18 protein-coding genes (1 of these 18 only partly in view) are annotated in these 15511 nt (G+C 51.4%); 9 read left to right on the top strand and 9 right to left on the bottom strand.

Annotation, left to right across the window (positions count from 1 at the left end):
• Positions 1–346 carry the final stretch of an N-acetylglucosamine-6-phosphate deacetylase gene (gene nagA / locus HEQ60_RS04825; RefSeq protein WP_168070059.1) on the top strand. 839 nt of this gene lie to the left of the window's left edge, so the window shows 346 of its 1185 coding nt (coding positions 840–1185); its start codon lies beyond the left edge, outside the window; it ends in the stop codon at positions 344–346.
• Between the two features lie 15 nt (positions 347–361).
• Positions 362–709, top strand: a complete 348-nt coding sequence (arsC, locus tag HEQ60_RS04820; RefSeq protein ID WP_168070057.1) for an arsenate reductase (glutaredoxin) — start codon at positions 362–364, stop codon at positions 707–709.
• Positions 710–760: 51 nt separating this feature from the next.
• Here the strand turns inward: arsC and rho are convergent, their stop codons facing one another.
• The 4 genes from rho to hemE all read right to left on the bottom strand — a co-directional run bounded on the left by rho (position 761) and on the right by hemE (position 4885).
• Complete coding sequence (gene rho, locus HEQ60_RS04815; protein ID WP_168070055.1) at positions 761–2017, bottom strand: transcription termination factor Rho; 1257 nt, start codon at positions 2015–2017, stop codon at positions 761–763.
• 294 nt (positions 2018–2311) lie between these two features.
• Positions 2312–2764, bottom strand: coding sequence for a protoporphyrinogen oxidase HemJ (hemJ, locus tag HEQ60_RS04810; protein ID WP_168070053.1), 453 nt, complete (start codon positions 2762–2764; stop codon positions 2312–2314).
• Positions 2736–3830: a ferrochelatase gene (gene hemH / locus HEQ60_RS04805; RefSeq protein ID WP_168070051.1), complete on the bottom strand. Its 1095-nt coding sequence runs from the start codon at positions 3828–3830 to the stop codon at positions 2736–2738. Before hemH ends, hemJ begins: the two co-directional genes overlap by 29 nt.
• Positions 3827–4885, bottom strand: coding sequence for a uroporphyrinogen decarboxylase (gene hemE / locus HEQ60_RS04800; protein WP_209315414.1), 1059 nt, complete (start codon positions 4883–4885; stop codon positions 3827–3829). The genes hemH and hemE overlap by 4 nt, the downstream gene beginning before the upstream one ends.
• 424 nt (positions 4886–5309) lie before the next feature.
• Between hemE and HEQ60_RS04795 the strand changes: the two genes are divergently transcribed.
• Genes HEQ60_RS04795 through dnaQ form a run of 5 tightly spaced genes read left to right on the top strand, consistent with a single transcriptional unit; the run spans position 5310 to position 8894 of the window.
• Positions 5310–6134 carry a pyruvate, water dikinase regulatory protein gene (locus HEQ60_RS04795; protein WP_416046633.1) on the top strand — a complete coding sequence of 275 codons (825 nt, stop codon included), beginning with the start codon at positions 5310–5312 and terminating at the stop codon, positions 6132–6134.
• Positions 6135–6151: 17 nt separating this feature from the next.
• The gene (locus HEQ60_RS04790; RefSeq protein ID WP_168070044.1) at positions 6152–6754 is read left to right on the top strand and encodes a Maf family protein; all 603 of its coding nucleotides are present in this window, start codon (positions 6152–6154) and stop codon (positions 6752–6754) included.
• Positions 6751–7599 carry a shikimate dehydrogenase gene (locus HEQ60_RS04785; RefSeq protein WP_168070042.1) on the top strand — a complete coding sequence of 283 codons (849 nt, stop codon included), beginning with the start codon at positions 6751–6753 and terminating at the stop codon, positions 7597–7599. The genes HEQ60_RS04790 and HEQ60_RS04785 overlap by 4 nt, the downstream gene beginning before the upstream one ends.
• The gene (coaE, locus tag HEQ60_RS04780) at positions 7596–8195 is read left to right on the top strand and encodes a dephospho-CoA kinase (RefSeq protein ID WP_168070040.1); all 600 of its coding nucleotides are present in this window, start codon (positions 7596–7598) and stop codon (positions 8193–8195) included. The genes HEQ60_RS04785 and coaE overlap by 4 nt, the downstream gene beginning before the upstream one ends.
• 6 nt (positions 8196–8201) lie before the next feature.
• Entirely contained in the window at positions 8202–8894 is a 693-nt protein-coding gene (gene dnaQ / locus HEQ60_RS04775) for a DNA polymerase III subunit epsilon (RefSeq protein WP_168070037.1), read from the top strand.
• Between the two features lie 33 nt (positions 8895–8927).
• Here dnaQ and hslU read toward each other — a convergent pair whose 3' ends face one another.
• On the bottom strand, positions 8928–10238 hold the full coding sequence (gene hslU / locus HEQ60_RS04770) for an ATP-dependent protease ATPase subunit HslU (protein WP_168070035.1): 1311 nt from the start codon (positions 10236–10238) through the stop codon (positions 8928–8930).
• The gene (gene hslV, locus HEQ60_RS04765) at positions 10239–10787 is read right to left on the bottom strand and encodes an ATP-dependent protease subunit HslV (RefSeq protein ID WP_168070032.1); all 549 of its coding nucleotides are present in this window, start codon (positions 10785–10787) and stop codon (positions 10239–10241) included.
• Between the two features lie 235 nt (positions 10788–11022).
• On the opposite strand from hslV, the gene HEQ60_RS04760 reads away from it, so the two are divergent.
• Positions 11023–11235 carry a hypothetical protein gene (locus HEQ60_RS04760; RefSeq protein ID WP_168070030.1) on the top strand — a complete coding sequence of 71 codons (213 nt, stop codon included), beginning with the start codon at positions 11023–11025 and terminating at the stop codon, positions 11233–11235.
• Between the two features lie 36 nt (positions 11236–11271).
• Here HEQ60_RS04760 and HEQ60_RS04755 read toward each other — a convergent pair whose 3' ends face one another.
• On the bottom strand, positions 11272–11748 hold the full coding sequence (locus HEQ60_RS04755) for a helix-turn-helix domain-containing protein (protein ID WP_322099293.1): 477 nt from the start codon (positions 11746–11748) through the stop codon (positions 11272–11274).
• 405 nt (positions 11749–12153) lie between these two features.
• Here HEQ60_RS04755 and purH point away from each other — a divergent pair, with 405 nt between their 5' ends.
• Positions 12154–13740: a bifunctional phosphoribosylaminoimidazolecarboxamide formyltransferase/IMP cyclohydrolase gene (gene purH / locus HEQ60_RS04750; RefSeq protein ID WP_168070027.1), complete on the top strand. Its 1587-nt coding sequence runs from the start codon at positions 12154–12156 to the stop codon at positions 13738–13740.
• 36 nt (positions 13741–13776) lie between these two features.
• Here the strand turns inward: purH and HEQ60_RS04745 are convergent, their stop codons facing one another.
• Positions 13777–15180: a hypothetical protein gene (locus HEQ60_RS04745; protein WP_168070024.1), complete on the bottom strand. Its 1404-nt coding sequence runs from the start codon at positions 15178–15180 to the stop codon at positions 13777–13779.
• 129 nt (positions 15181–15309) lie between these two features.
• Entirely contained in the window at positions 15310–15483 is a 174-nt protein-coding gene (locus HEQ60_RS04740; protein WP_168070021.1) for a DUF1674 domain-containing protein, read from the bottom strand.
• Positions 15484–15511 lie beyond the last annotated feature (28 nt).

The following is a 15511-nucleotide window of genomic DNA, read 5'->3' as shown; positions in this document are numbered from 1 at the left end:
ACCTTTCCTTGTCAGCGATTCTATGCCCCTGTTGGGAACCGGAGACAATGCATTTTCACTGTATGGAACGCCTGTGTTCCGACGGAATGGACGGCTGGAAACAGAGAATGGAACGCTTGCCGGCTCCGATATCTCTATTCTCCATGGACTTAAATGGCTTCTTTCGATGACAGACATACAACGGGAAGAAGCCTGGCGTATGGCCTCTCTGTATCCATGCCAGTTTCTGGGACTGGATCAGAGCATGGGACGGATAAAAAAGGGAATGAGCGCCAACCTTGCCCTGCTAAGTCAAGATATGGATATATTGGCAACGTGGGTGCACGGTGTCAGTACCTCTCTGTAAGCTGAAAGAACGTTTATGACCTTTACCCTTTGGCATAATCCACACTGCTCAAAATCACGCCAGGCGCTCTCCCTTTTGCAAAGCAAAGGGTTAGAACCTGATGTGGTCCTGTACCTGCAAACACCCCCAACACCTGATGTCCTGAAATCTGTCCTCTCAAAACTTGGTATGAGAGCCATAGAGCTGGTGCGACAGAAAGAAGCGCGTGAAGAGGGAATGCCTCTGGAAACATTGTCAGACAATGAGCTCATTGCGTTTATGTGTGCTCACCCTAGGGTGATTGAACGACCTGTTGTCATACATAGGGAAAAGGCATGTCTTGGCAGGCCGCCAGAGAATGTTCTGGAACTTTTTACGGCATAAAAAAGGAGGGGATAGCCCCTCCTTTTCCTTTCTCAAGACACGCAAGCACAATCAGTTGTTCATGGCTTCAAAGAAGTCATTGTTATCTTTCGTTTCTTTCAACTTCCCAAGAAGGAAGTCCATACCATCTTGCGTACCCAGCGGGTTGAGAATACGGCGCAGAACCCACATTTTCTGTAAAGTCTGGCGATCAACCAAAAGCTCTTCCTTGCGGGTACCGGAACGATTGATGTCAATTGCCGGGAATGTCCGCCTGTCGGCAAGTTTACGGTCCAGGATCAGTTCGGAGTTACCGGTTCCCTTGAACTCTTCGAAGATCACTTCATCCATACGGGAACCCGTATCGATCAGAGCCGTTGCAATAATGGTCAGGGACCCGCCTTCTTCGATATTGCGGGCTGCACCGAAAAAGCGCTTGGGCCTTTGCAGGGCATTGGCGTCAACGCCACCGGTCAGAACTTTCCCTGAAGATGGAACAACTGTGTTGTAGGCCCGGGCAAGACGGGTGATGGAATCAAGGAGAATAATCACATCACGTTTGTGCTCAACCAGCCGCTTGGCTTTCTCAATCACCATTTCCGCAACCTGAACATGGCGGTTGGCCGGTTCATCGAATGTTGAGGAAATAACCTCCCCCCGGACACTGCGGGCCATGTCGGTCACTTCTTCCGGGCGTTCGTCGATCAGAAGAACAATCAGATAGGCATCGGGATGATTGGCGGCAATTGAAGTCGCAATGTTCTGCAACATCACCGTTTTACCGGTTCGCGGTGGCGCGACAATCAGGCCACGTTGCCCGAAACCAAGCGGCGATACCATTTCAATAACACGGGGCATCATATTCCGGTTGGTCGGATCATGCATTTCCAGCTTGACCTTCCGCGCAGGATACAGAGGCGTCAGGTTATCAAAGTTAATGCGATGACGGACCGATTCCGGATCCTCGAAATTGATCGTGTCGATACGCAACAAAGCAAAATACCGCTCCCCGTTATTGGGGGCACGGATCTGGCCTTCAACCGTGTCACCAGTCCTCAGGCCAAAGTGACGAACCTGGGTCGGACTGACGTAAATATCATCCGGACCTGGAAGATAATTGGCCTCCGGAGAACGCAGGAACCCGAAACCATCCTGCAGAACTTCCAGGACACCGGTTCCATAAATCGCCGTACCACGTCCGGCAAGCGACTTCAGGATACCAAACAGGATATCCTGTTTCCGCAGACTGCTGGCATTCTCAACATCAAGTTCTTCGGCCAGTTTCAGAAGATCGGCCGGTGTTTTCTTTTTCAGGTCCTTCAGATGCATACAGGTCTACCAGTCAGTATGCCCCGGTTCCGGTCTTCGCCTGTTCTGAACGATCAGGGGGCACGGTCGGAGACGATGGAGAAGCCGCCTGGACCTTTTCTGCACTGGATACAAATCCCTTGCTCTGAACGGCATGAACCAATCTTGGGGAACAAGGACAGAAACGTGTCTGGAAAAGGCAGCGGATAAGGGAGGGAAGAAGCCCGGACCAAATGCATGGCCGTGACTTCCATACCGGTACCGTTAAAATGAACTGAGTCCCATGTCAACGTTTTCCGTATACGGCGCAACGTTTCAGAACGGTTTGATAATAACCAGAATAATAATTCCCAGAAGAAGAAGCGTCGGAACCTCGTTGGCAATGCGGTAAAAACGATGGGAACGCATATTCTGCCCGGCTTCGAAATCCCTGCGCCAACGGGCATAAAAAGCGTGGCAAACCGCCATGCCAAGGGCCAGGACAATCTTCGCATGCAACCACCCCTGCCCTTTCAGCCAGTCCGGAGCCAAAAGAAGGCCGGTTGAGAATACAATCACCATTGAAGGATTCATGATTGCCCGCAACAAACGGCGTTCCATGACCTTGAAGGTTTCAGAAAGCGCTGAATTCCCTTCCCCTTCTGCAGCGTGATAAACATAAAGTCGTGGCAGATAGAACAAGCCGGCCATCCAGGTGATAACCGCGGTCACATGCAGGGCCTTGATCCACAGGTATGGGTCAGACCCCACAGGCATCAATGCAAACATCCGCTTTATCCTTTGTCATACGATCCGATGCATGGGGGCACCGGATTTTATCATCGCGGCACAATTTCCGGTCATGGCAGGAACGAAGCTGACCGGGGATCAAGAGCGTTTTTCGGACCTGGTCAGCTAACCCACTGATAAAACGCGGATTACACTGGACCGTCATAATCCTGTCATAGGACGGCACGCCGCTTTCACGGGCAAGGGCCCCATATTCGATGTCCAGTTCCACCAAGGTCTCGGAATGTTCGGACACAAAAGCAACCGGCACCATCACAACCGCAACCCCGTCCCTTCCGGCCCGAATAATTTCATTATCCGTTGACGGGCCAATCCATTCCAGGGGACCAACACGGCTTTGATAGCAGATCGTCCAGTCCAGGTTTGCAGTATCCACCCCCAGAAGCCCAAGACACTCGACCAGCGCATGACAGGTCTGCTCCACCTGATCTTGGTAAGGATCTCCCGCTGCAATGACTTTTTTTGGCAATCCGTGGGCCGAAAAAAGAACGCGTACATTTGTAGAAAGTTGCGACAGGGTGTCACGAATTTTCAGAGCCAAGGCATCGATCAAGCCAGCTTCATCGGGATAACAGCACAATGTGGACGTTGGCACATCAAGCTCCTGCTTCAAGGCTTCTTCTGTCCAAAGCTTGAGTGAGGATCCTGATGTCGTTGATGAATATTGCGGATAAAGGGGAAGAAGAACAATCTGGTCTGGTGCAAAGTCTTTAACAGCGCACACTGTTTCAGCCGTCATCGGATGCCAATAGCGCATGGCAACAAAGACTTTTACCGTATCGGCCATATCAGCCAATGCCCCTTCAAGAGCATTGGCCTGATTTCTGGTTTGTTCAAGCAGTGGGGATTTTCCTCCCAGATGCTCGTAAATTTCACGGGCAACCGGTGCTCTCCGCGAGGAAATAAACTTTGCCAGAAGCCACCGCACAAGCTTTGGTGCACCAATAATCGCCGGATCATTGAACAGGTTGAACAAAAAGGGCTTTACAGCTTCTGGATGATCTGGTCCACCCAGATTGAAGACGACAACAGCCAACCTTTTCACGATACTCTCCCGGGGGCAAAAGCACGGACACGCTCGACAAGATGACTTACGTTTTCCGGTGGCGTTGCAGGTAAAATGCCGTGCCCCAGATTGAAGACAAAGGGACCACGCCCAAGGGAATCAAGAATGGCATCAACGGCTTGGTCAAGGTACTCCCCCCCTGCCAAAAGAGCAACCGGATCCAGATTTCCTTGTACCGTCATGTGTGGCTGCAGTGTCCGGGCAGCCCATTCCAAGGGTACTGTGGTATCCAGACTCACTGCGTTACAGCCACTCTCGCGGACGAACCGCTCGTACAGAAGGCCAGCTCCGCGCGGAAATCCTATGATCGGGATATGGGGGTGACGATCCTTTACCGCACTGACAATGCGTTGCACAGGTTCCAAAGCCCATCGGTAAAATTCTTTTTCGGGCAGCACCCCCGCCCAACTGTCAAAAATTTGCAGCGCTTCAGCACCGGCTTCTATCTGCCCACAAAGGTAGTCAACCGATGCGTCCTCCAGAAGGGTTATCAATCGCGCGAAGTCTTTTGGTTTTGAATACGCCCAGGCTTTTGTTCTAGAGAAATCCTTTGAGGATTTCCCCTCTATCATGTAGGTCGCAATAGTCCACGGTGCCCCACAAAAACCGATCAGGGTTGTGTTCTGTGGAAGCCGTGAAGCAAGACTGGATACCGTCCTGAACACCGGATCAAGGTGAGAACGAATTTTGTCGGGATCCAGGGTATCAAGGGACTGTGGTCCTTCCAGAGGTGGTAAACATGGTCCCTCCCCTTCGCGGAAGGATACGTTCTGCCCAAGCGCATCAGGAATAACCAGAATATCTGAAAACAGGATCGCCGCATCCATTTGATAGCGGTTTATGGGTTGGAGTGTGACCTCTGTTGCCAAATCTGGCGTATAGCACAGTGAAAGGAAGTTGCCTGCCTTTGCCCGTGTTTCCCTATATTCCGGTAGATAGCGTCCAGCCTGACGCATCAGCCACAGGGGAATTTCTTCTGTTTTCTGTCCTGCAAGAGCTTTCAGCAAGGGCTTTGTAACAGGTGGCACGGTCAATCCTTTTCCTTGTTTTCCATCTAAATATAAAAGTTTCTTGTTAAAGGAAATGTAGTGACTTGTTGATCCCTGTGAATAAAGGGGATTACCGTTGTTCATGATCTTGTCCACACTATCATGGTGGATAATCATGTCGTCGTAGATCCACGTGGAAAAACAGGGGAAAGTATGACGTCATGCCCCTATGTAACAAGAGTCGATCTTTTTGTCACAGGCTGTTGATGATGTGGGTTTCATCCGTTGTGGCAAATTGTACACGGTCTTCACATTCCGTATCTGATCTTTATGGACAAGGGGATTATCCGGTGACTGAAATCGGGGAAAACAGGTATGAAAAATAGCCTGTTTTTAAAAGTGGGCTCTTATCCCCTGTTATCAACGGCGTTTGGGTTATCTTGTGGACAAGAGGGACAATGTGGTGATGGTGGATATACGGGTCCTGTCAATCCATCTGGTATCTGATTCCAGCGGAGAAACCATTTCCGGTATTGCCCGTGCCTGTCTGGCCCAGTTTGAACACCTTGCCCTGCGCCAGCACGATTGGTTCCTGATACGTACATCAGGGCAGACCTGTCGGTTGATACAGGGAATCAGAGACGATCCAGGGCCAGTTTTGTATACGGTTGTTGACCCTGATATCCGCGCATCCCTGGAGCACGAATTCATGAGCCTGGATGTTCCGTGTATACCGGTTCTGGACCCGGTTCTGAATGCCCTGTCCGTGTATCTGGGAAGTCCGGTCCATGGCAAACCTGGGCGACAGCATGTTGTTGATGCCCATTATCTGCGCCGTATGGATGCTATCCAGTTTACAATTGATCATGATGACGGTCAGTTGCTGGAAGGTCTTTCCGAGGCAGATGTCATTGTGTTCGGGGTTTCAAGAACATCCAAGACACCGATGTGTATGTATCTCGCCAACCGTGGCCTGAAAGCGGCCAACATTCCTGTTGTTCCGGGTGTTATCCTGCCATCTGATCTGTTTTCAATCCCTGGGCCACTGATTGTGGGCTTGACCCGGGATCCTTCTGTTCTCGCCGATATACGGCGTCATCGGCTGAAAATGATGGGGGGAGATATCGGTTCTGTGGATTATGCCGACGAGGATCGGGTTCGGGACGAAATGATTCAGGCCAGAAGGCTTTTTACCCGGCACGCCATTCCGGTTATTGATATGACCCGCAAATCGATAGAAGAAGCAGCCGCCACGGTTATGCAGCTTTATGCACAGAAACGGGGCAGTGTGTAACAGGAGCTACGGAAACAGTGTCCCAACCCGGTCTTGTCCTTGCCTCTGGCAGTATGATCCGTCGCCGTATCCTCAGTGATGCCGGTATACCGTTCCATGTCGATATTCCAAATGTTGATGAAGGCGCCCTGAAACAGTCCTGCCGTAACGATGGCTTGACGGTGGAGCAGACCGCGATGGAACTGGCCTGTACCAAGGCGCTTCAGGTGTCAGAGCGTTATCCGGAAACCCTTGTCTTGGGGGCAGACCAAATTCTGGAGTGTGACGGGATATGGTTTGACAAACCCGGTGATTATGGACAGGCAAAAAAGCAGTTGATGATGCTTTCCGGAAAGAGGCATCGCCTGGTATCCGGTGTCGCCTTGTGCATGAATAAGCGTGTTCTGTGGAAATCTGCAGATAATTCTTTTATGACAATGCGTTCGATCTGTGAAAAATACGTTGAAAAGTACCTGGATAAAGCTGGAGATAAGATCTTTTCATCTGTTGGATCTTATCAGGTGGAAGCTTTGGGCATTCATCTTTTTGAACAGATGGAGGGGAACTGGTTCACGATCCTTGGCCTTCCCCTTTTGCCAGTCCTGGATGTTTTGCGTCAGCATGGGATTGTGGATCCATGATGATCAGTGGGCATGCAAAATTAGCCGGTGTTCTGGGATGGCCGGTATCCCACTCGGCTAGTCCTTTTTTGCATGGGTTTTGGCTTGAGACCTATGGTGTTGATGGTGCCTTTGTTCCCCTGCCCGTTCACCCGGATGATCTTGAAATGGTTGTGCGTGCCTTGCCGCGTATGGGGTTTTGTGGTGTCAACGTGACAATTCCGCACAAGGAAGCGGTATTGAGGCTATGTGATACGCTTTCGGAAACAGCCCGTGCGGCAAGATCGGTGAATACCCTGACGTTTTCCACAGATGGATCCATACACGGCGATACGACGGATGGGGATGGCTTTATACGCAATATGCAGGACCAGGCTGGTCTTGTTGATCCCAAAGGTCCGGCGTTGGTTCTTGGTGCGGGTGGTGCGGCCCGGTCAGTCGTGCTCGCTCTGATCAGTGCCGGGTTTCAGGATATTTTAATTGCCAATAGAACACCTGAAAAAGCAGAAGCTATAGCGCGTGACCTGGGGGCGGGAATTACGGTTGTTAAATGGGATAACTACAAGCCATTTTTTCCGTCACTGTCTCTGCTGGTCAATACAACAAGCTTGGGAATGACAGGCTGTCCGCCGTTGTTGCTGTCCCTTGATACTCTGTCGGAACAGGCTGTTGTGTGTGATATTGTGTATAAACCGCTGGAGACGACACTTCTTGCTACAGCACGCAGACGTGGCAACAGGGTGGTTGACGGCTTGGGAATGCTCCTGCACCAAGCCTGCCCCGGGTTCCGGACTTGGTTCGGTGTTATGCCCACTGTGGATAATCTGTTGCGTGATCACGTTATCAAGAGCCTGCATCTGACATGATTATCTTGGGAATCACAGGCTCGGTTGGAATGGGGAAATCCACAGCCTGCCGTATGCTGCGTATTCTTGGCGTTCCCGTTCATGATGCTGATACGACGGTGCACGCTTTGCTTGGCCCGTCGGGTGCAGCCGTTCAGGCTGTTGCTGCGGCCTTTTCTGGTGTTGTCCGTGATGGGGTTATTGATCGAGTGGCCCTTGGCGCCTGCGTTTTCCCTGATCGGGAGGCTCTTTCCCGTCTGGAAAACATTGTTCATCCATTGGTTCGTCAATCGGAGCAACGTTTCCTCAAACAGCATCGGCGTGCGGGCTTTCCCCTTGTTGCTTTGGATATTCCCCTATTGTTTGAAACAGGGGGGGAGGATCGCTGTGATTATGTTGCTGTTGTCAGTGCGCCATTTTCCATCCAGAAAGCCCGGGTTTTGTCCCGTAAAGGAATGACGGAGGAGCGTCTGTGCGCTATTCTGGCACGGCAAATGCCGGATCATGAAAAACGCAGGCGTGCGGACTGGGTTGTGCCTACAGGGCTTGGGCGTGGGGTAACTTTTCGCAGCCTGCACCGTATTGTTCGGTTGCTCTCTTCAGAACAAGTGGGTTGAAACAGGATGCGTGAGGTTGTCTTTGATACGGAAACAACGGGCTTTGATCCCGCAGAGGGACACAGGCTTGTTGAAATCGGATGTCTGGAATTGGTTCATCTTGTTCCGACAGGAAGAACCTTTCATACGTATCTGGACCCTCAACGGGATGTGCCGGCCGATGCGGCCCGTGTTCATGGGCTGACAACAGAGTTCCTGTCCGGGAAGCCTCTGTTCTCTCAAAAAGCGCAAGAATTTCTGGACTTCATCGCGGATTCCCCGCTGGTTATCCACAATGCTGCTTTTGATATGAAGTTCATCAATGCGGAGCTGGTTGCACACGGCTTTCCGCCCGTTCCGTTCGAGCGGGCTGTTGATACGCTCCTGATGGCACGCCGCCAGTTTCCCGGTGCACCAGCAAGCCTGGATGCTCTGTGCAAGCGATTCAATATTGATAACAGCCGTCGTGACAAGCACGGTGCACTTCTGGACTCGGAACTTCTGGCTGAAGTTTATCTGGAATTGCGTGGTGGCCGACAGCCTGGCCTTGTACTGTCAAATGCTCCTTATTCCGGGATGGTTGGCGGGGAGACAGCCTCACCTCGTACCTACCGGGAACCCCGTCCGCATGCCCCCACCCCAGAAGAAGTGGAGGCACATCAGAACTTTGTTCGTAACATGGTAAAAGAAGCGTTATGGCTTCAACACGATAAGAGCTGAGACAAAATTTTCTTGCCCGGCGCAAATTTCGATTTAGAGGATAAAGCGGGAAAGATCAGCCTTGTTTGCCATGCCACCCAGCCTTTCGTGTACATCGTTTGCTGTCAGGGTAATACTTTCTCCAGCCCGATCGGTTGCCGAGAAGCTGATTTCCTCCAAAAGTTTTTCCAGAACTGTGTGTAAACGTCTGGCACCGATATTCTCGACAGCAGCATTGATCTCGGTTGCAAGTTTGGCCACAGCATCAATGGCGTCATTTGTAAAAGCCAGTGTAACGCCTTCGGTCCCGATAAGGGCCTTGTATTGCTCGATCAGGTTGGCTTCTGGCTCTGTCAGGATGCGGCGGAAATCATTTTGGCAAAGCGGCTGAAGCTCAACACGAATTGGAAGACGACCCTGCAATTCCGGAAGGAGATCGGATGGCTTGGCAACGTGGAATGCACCGGATGCAATAAACAGGATATGGTCTGTTCGCACCGGGCCGTGCTTGGTGGTCACAATGGTTCCTTCGATCAGGGGCAGCAGATCTCTCTGAACTCCTTCCCGGGATACATCTGCACCTCTGTTTTCCGACCGGACTGTGATTTTGTCCACTTCATCCAAGAAGACGATGCCATTGTTTTCTACAGAGAAGATGGCCTCCTTGACCACCTGTTCCTCGTCCAGAAGCTTGTCTGCCTCCTCACGCAGGAGAATGTCGTAACTGTCCTGTACAGTCATTTTGCGCGTTTTGGTCATTCCGCCAAATGCTTTGCCAAACAGGTCATTCAGATTGAGCATCCCCATCTGTGATCCGGGCATTCCGGGGATATCAATTGTTGGCATGGATGGATTGGCTGTATCACGGAGCTGCAGTTCAATTTCACGGTCGTTCAGGCTGCCCTCGCGCAACATCTTGCGGAATTTTTGACGTGTTTCTGTGCTTGCCTTTTCCCCGACCAAGGCATCGAGAACACGTTCTTCAGCGTTTACCTCGGCCTTGGCATTAACCTGTCGCCTCAGGCGGACGCGTGTGTCTTGAACAGCTGTTTCTGTCAGGTCGCGGATGATGCTTTCAACATCACGGCCGACATACCCCACTTCGGTGAATTTTGTTGCTTCAACCTTGATGAAAGGCGCCTCGGCCAGTTTTGCTAGACGGCGCGCAATCTCTGTCTTTCCGACTCCCGTTGGTCCGATCATGAGAATATTCTTGGGCAAGATTTCTTCACGCAAGGCTTCGGGCAATTGTTGGCGGCGCCATCTGTTTCGCAGTGCTACGGCTACAGCCCGTTTGGCATCAGCCTGCCCGACAATATGGCGATCCAGTTCAGAGACAATTTCACGGGGGCTGAACGCTGTCATTTACAGGCTCTCCAGAACAATATTTCGGTTTGTGTATACGCAAATATCGGCAGCGATCTTCATGGAGCGTCGCGCTATCTCTTCTGCATCAAGGGCTTCGATATCAACCAGCGCCCGTGCGGCTGCAAGGGCAAAGCTTCCCCCCGAACCGATACCAATCAGGCCATCCTCGGGTTCAAGAACGTCACCGGTTCCTGACAGAACAAGGGAAACATCGCGATCAACAACGGCCATCATGGCTTCCAAGCGGCGCAGATAACGATCGGTTCGCCAGTCCTTTGCCAGTTCAACACAGGCATGGGCCAGCCGGCCAGGATGTTGACGGAGCTTTTCTTCCAGGCGTTCGAACAGGGTAAAGGCATCAGCGGTTGCCCCTGCAAATCCAACCAGTGCAGTGCCGTCACCAATGTAACGCACTTTTGTTGCATTGGATTTTATGACCGTGGAGCCGAGAGTGACCTGCCCGTCTCCGGCAACAACAACCCGGCCGTTTTTTCGTACAGAAAGAATTGTGGTGCCGTGCCACACGGCAGGAGATGAATCAGACATAGGTCAGCGTTTCCAAAAAGCATATTGTACGGAAACGCGTTGTTTCCGAAATCCCTAGATGGGGCATTGTGATAGGCGGGTCAACACTCTATCGACAGCGAACAATCAAGGATTGTGTTTTTCCGGAAGAACTATTATAGTCCATCCCTGTCAGGGTTTGGCTTTTTTGCGCAAGGCGGCATAGGATCACCTGCTTGCGAGTGCCTGAGTCGTTTGCCCAAGGGAGGTATAGGGTGTGAATTCGGTTCTTCGCTCAGATTATACAACTGATACGTTCGATTCTCGTGACGTGCGCCGCCTTTTGCGAGGAATCCACGGTGTCTTGGAAGGCCTTAAGAAGGATCTTGAAGAGGGAAGGGCGATAGATCGACGCTGCGGTGAAGTCATTCACTTCCTCGATGTTTCACAGGCCATTGTAGAAGAAATTATGGCCGATCACGTGGTGTGACCGGCCATGGTGCTATACTTTCTGTGAATTCTTGATTTAGTCGCGTCGGCTCATACTGTTCAGCAATTCCAGAATGTTACGACGCATTTCGCTGCTGGGGAGTTTCCAGAAAAGGCGGACCAGCTCCATGGTTTCGTTACGTGAGAGAGGATCTTGTTCATAGGCGGGCACGGGATTTTCGCCTAATCCTGCGTTTTGTGGCAGGTTCTGTGTCGGACGATGCTCTGTGACATCGTGCCCAATATCCTCAAAGAAAAAAGCAACATCAACACCAAGAACGCGCGCAATATCATACAGGCGGGATGCCGATATGCGGTTATGCCCACGTTCGTATTTTTGTATCTGTTGAAACGTAACGCGGACAGCTTCTCCCAGCTGCTCTTGACTCAACTTCATCAGGCGTCTGCGCAGTTTCAGGCGCTTCCCGACGTGTACGTCAACAGGATCGGGCCCGTATTCTTTCGCCGTGATTGGTTGTCTGCGGCGGATCTTTATTCTGCTCTCACTATTCACCTTGTGACACCATGATGTTTTCAGATTTTAGAAATATCGTCATTCTTGATTGAACAATAACGACCCTTTTTTCCTTATGCTAGTTGAAAGGTACGACAGGTAGCTCGTATTGAGTGCAATTGATATCTAAAATGTACATCAAACACATATGGTTAAGATGATTAGGGTGCTTGTCTGAATTTCCCCTTAAGGTAATTGATTTTTATAAAATACAACCCAATTCACCAAGCATCCTCATTGCTTGTTTTGTAATAAAAATTAATCTCGGTGGCGTTTGAAACAGCAATATGTGCACGTTTTTGTATGCAATATGAAATGATGCCATGGTTCATGGGGATATACGCGGGTGACCGCTTTGTGCTATCAGCGGATCTAGCTCTCACAAGATTCAGGAAAGATCTGTCCATGTCTGCTTCTGGTGCTATTCCCCATATTCGTAGGGCGCTGGTTTCTGTTTCTGACAAGAACGGCCTTGTTGATTTCGCACGCTTCCTTGTGGGTAAAGGTGTGGAAATCCTGTCTACTGGTGGATCTGCTGCGCTTCTTGCCAAAAACGGGATCGCTGTGCGTGAGGTTTCTGACGTAACTGGTTTTCCTGAACTGCTGGATGGGCGTGTCAAAACCCTCCATCCCAAAATTCATGGTGGTCTCCTTGGCATACGGGGTAACAGGTTTCATGAAGAACAAATGGAGCAATACGGGATCAACCCAATAGATCTTGTAGTGGTCAACTTGTACCCGTTTGACGAAACAGTTGCGGCAGGTTCTGATTTCCAGGATTGCGTAGAGCAGATTGATATCGGTGGGCCGGCCATGATCCGGGCTGCAGCAAAGAACCATGATTCTGTAACGGTCGTTGTTGATCCGTCTGACTATGTCCGTGTCATGGAGGATATGACTGTGCATGACGGGGCAACCAGCCATGATTTGCGTCGGCAACTGGCTGCTGCGGCTTATGCCCGGACGGCATGCTATGATGCCGCTATCTCAGATTGGTTCTCCCGGCAGGTTGGAAGTACCTTCCCGTCTCGTATGGTTCTTGCCGGTCGTTTGAAGCAAACCATACGCTATGGAGAGAATCCTCACCAGAGTGGGGCTGTCTATCTTACTGGGGAGCAGCGTCCCGGTGTTGCAACAGCAATACAGATTCAAGGCAAGGAGCTATCCTACAATAACTTTAACGATACCGATGCAGCTTTCGAGCTCGTTGCCGAGTTTTCTCAAACTGCCTGTGTTATCGTCAAGCACGCCAACCCGTGCGGGGTTGCTGTTGCCGACACAGTGCATGAGGCATACCGCAAGGCCCTGTCGTGTGATACAGAGAGCGCCTTCGGTGGCATTGTTGCTTTTAACCGCTCTCTGGATGCAGAGACAGCACGGGATCTCTGCGACCTGTTTCTTGAAGTTATTATTGCGCCGGGTATTGATCCTGAGGCCAGCCGTATTCTTTCCGCAAAAAAGAATGTCCGTGTTCTTGTCACATCCTCTCTTCCGGATCCCCATTCAGGTGGGCTACAGGTCAAGGCGATTGCGGGCGGTCTTCTGATACAGGACCGTGACACCTTGGTGACAGGCGAGGATTTAAGGGTTGTCACCAAGCGCCAGCCATCGGAACAGGAAATGCGCGATATGCTGTTTGCCTTTACGGTTGGTAAGCATGTCAAATCGAATGCGATTGTTTATGCGCGGAATTTTATGACCGTTGGTATTGGTGCAGGGCAGATGAGTCGGGTTAATTCCTCCCGCATAGCGGCATTTCGTGCCGCCCAGGCGGCAGAAGCCAACGGCGAGAGGCAGAGCTGGGCTGTGGGGTCTGTTGTATCCTCGGATGCATTTTTTCCCTTTGCAGACGGTCTGCTTGCTGCGGCAGAGGCTGGCGCAACGGCCGTGATACAGCCGGGTGGTTCCATTCGTGATGAAGAAGTCATCAAGGCTGCAGATGATGCTGGCCTTGCCATGGTCTTTACCGGCATGCGTCATTTTCGTCATTGAGACGGTGGAAGAGTGAGATGTTTCACGTGAAACATCTCACTCGGGCTTTTCTACTTTCGGGGCAGAGGCCCCTGCTTCCTGTGAGCCGATCACGCGTTCGACACGGGCTATGTTTTTCTGGGTGACAGTTACATTCTTGGTCATGCCTTCGGCGGCATAAACCTCCAGAGCTAATGAAAAACGCTCCAAGGCTTCCCGCAGTGTGGCCATGTCATTGCTTCGCTTTCCTTCAGCAAAGCGGCATGCGCCGATATTATTCTGTATGTTAGCCCATTGTTTTGGTTTTTTGTCGCGGCTCCAGACTTCGGTGATGGACTCAAAAACGCGACTGGCACGTCCCAGTATTTCGCTGTTTCCCGAGAATTCTCCTATCTGGGTCATGACGGACCCCATGTTGTTTTGAAGCTCCGCCCATGAATCTGGTCGCCATGCTTTGTTCCAGGATCGCGAGGCTTCGAAGTAGGCATCAACAGCAGAACGCATGAAGGGGATTTTGCCCGTTGACTGTCCAAGGCGGGCCAAGACCCGGGCCATCTGTGTGTTCAGAAACGCGTTCTCGTCGGGGAAAAGTTCCAGCGGGTATGTTTCCGCCGCCATACGGAAGTGGCTGACAAACTCTTCTGTTTTCTGGAAGTCATCGCTGCGTAATGCCAGCTCGGTGGATAAAACGGCAAAGCGTGCCCGTGCGGCACCAACCTGTGCTGCTGTCAGGCCTTCCTTGGCCTTGGCCAAGGCATCCTTGGTCAGGTCGAGAGCCTTTTCCAGCAAAGCCTTTTGATCTGTCCGGAACCCGGAAGTTATCAGTGCCCCGGCATAGAAAAGCTGAATCGATGCTTCCCCGGCAGGGGACAGGCCGCCCATGCTGCCAACAAGCTCGTCTATGCTTTGTGGAAGCTCCCTTAGCCGGTCTGAACGATTACGGCGTGTCCCATCTGTATCACAGCATATAGCCGTAAGGGCCGCAACCGCTACAATCTCGTCCGTTCCATTCAGCGGGAGTGGGAATTCGACAAGATCACCGGAGAACAGGGCACAGCTCACAGCTTCCGTATCCAGCCTGGCGGGGATAAGCCGCAGGCGAAGGGTATTGTTGGCGGTGATATGTCCACCCAGAATGCCGCCAACTTCTTCAGAAGCAGCCATTATTCTGGCTTTTCTGACCATGGCCGCCAAGGAGCTTGGCAGAACCTCGTTGTCATCTACAGGCGCTGTAATCTCGGTGGTACGTACGATCGACAGGCCGGGTATTTTGGCCAAAGACTTTGCAATGGCCTCTGTTACCGAGCCATTTGTGTCATTCTCGAATGTTAGCAGAAGAATGCGAAGCGCAGCTGACCCGCCGGAATCGTCTTCATCGACGTCCCCGGCCCCCCCCGGTTTTCCTGAAAGCGCTCCGAATATTGCCTTCAGGATATCCATCAAAACATCAAGAAATGACATGGATGCCCTGTAGCCTAGCTGATTTTTCCTGTAAGAACGGTACGGTTATCATGCCTTTCCTTCAAGACCAGGGCCCCGATTCGTGCCGGGGATGCCACGAATCATCATCAGGAAGCCATTCTTGAACTCCTAGAAATCACTGCATCGTCCGTTGCGTTCCCAGTCACCGAAGCGTGTTGGTTCTGCACCTTTCGGGCCACCAATTTCGGTTACAGAGGCTTCTTCTTGTTGGTTTTCTGGATCTGGATCAGAGGATGGGGTTCCAGCCGGGTTACCCGGGACAGGGTCTGGAGGAGCAGACATAATAAAATCCTTGCAGAACAGAATAGTA

The organism is Haematospirillum sp. H1815, from assembly GCF_012102705.1.
Lineage (GTDB): Bacteria > Pseudomonadota > Alphaproteobacteria > Rhodospirillales > Rhodospirillaceae > Haematospirillum.
This window is presented reverse-complemented; position numbering and strand designations above follow the sequence as displayed.

Bases quoted from the DNA above. Each gene is read 5' to 3' on its own strand.
- arsC (WP_168070057.1), top strand. From the start codon at position 362: ATGACCTTTACCCTTTGGCATAATCCACACTGCTCAAAATCACGCCAG.
- rho (WP_168070055.1), bottom strand. From the start codon at position 2,017: ATGCATCTGAAGGACCTGAAAAAGAAAACACCGGCCGATCTTCTGAAA.
- hemJ (WP_168070053.1), bottom strand. From the start codon at position 2,764: ATGTTTGCATTGATGCCTGTGGGGTCTGACCCATACCTGTGGATCAAG.
- HEQ60_RS04785 (WP_168070042.1), top strand. From the start codon at position 6,751: ATGATGATCAGTGGGCATGCAAAATTAGCCGGTGTTCTGGGATGGCCG.
- coaE (WP_168070040.1), top strand. From the start codon at position 7,596: ATGATTATCTTGGGAATCACAGGCTCGGTTGGAATGGGGAAATCCACA.
- dnaQ (WP_168070037.1), top strand. From the start codon at position 8,202: ATGCGTGAGGTTGTCTTTGATACGGAAACAACGGGCTTTGATCCCGCA.
- hslU (WP_168070035.1), bottom strand. From the start codon at position 10,238: ATGACAGCGTTCAGCCCCCGTGAAATTGTCTCTGAACTGGATCGCCAT.
- hslV (WP_168070032.1), bottom strand. From the start codon at position 10,787: ATGTCTGATTCATCTCCTGCCGTGTGGCACGGCACCACAATTCTTTCT.
- purH (WP_168070027.1), top strand. From the start codon at position 12,154: ATGTCTGCTTCTGGTGCTATTCCCCATATTCGTAGGGCGCTGGTTTCT.
- HEQ60_RS04745 (WP_168070024.1), bottom strand. From the start codon at position 15,180: ATGTCATTTCTTGATGTTTTGATGGATATCCTGAAGGCAATATTCGGA.
- HEQ60_RS04740 (WP_168070021.1), bottom strand. From the start codon at position 15,483: ATGTCTGCTCCTCCAGACCCTGTCCCGGGTAACCCGGCTGGAACCCCA.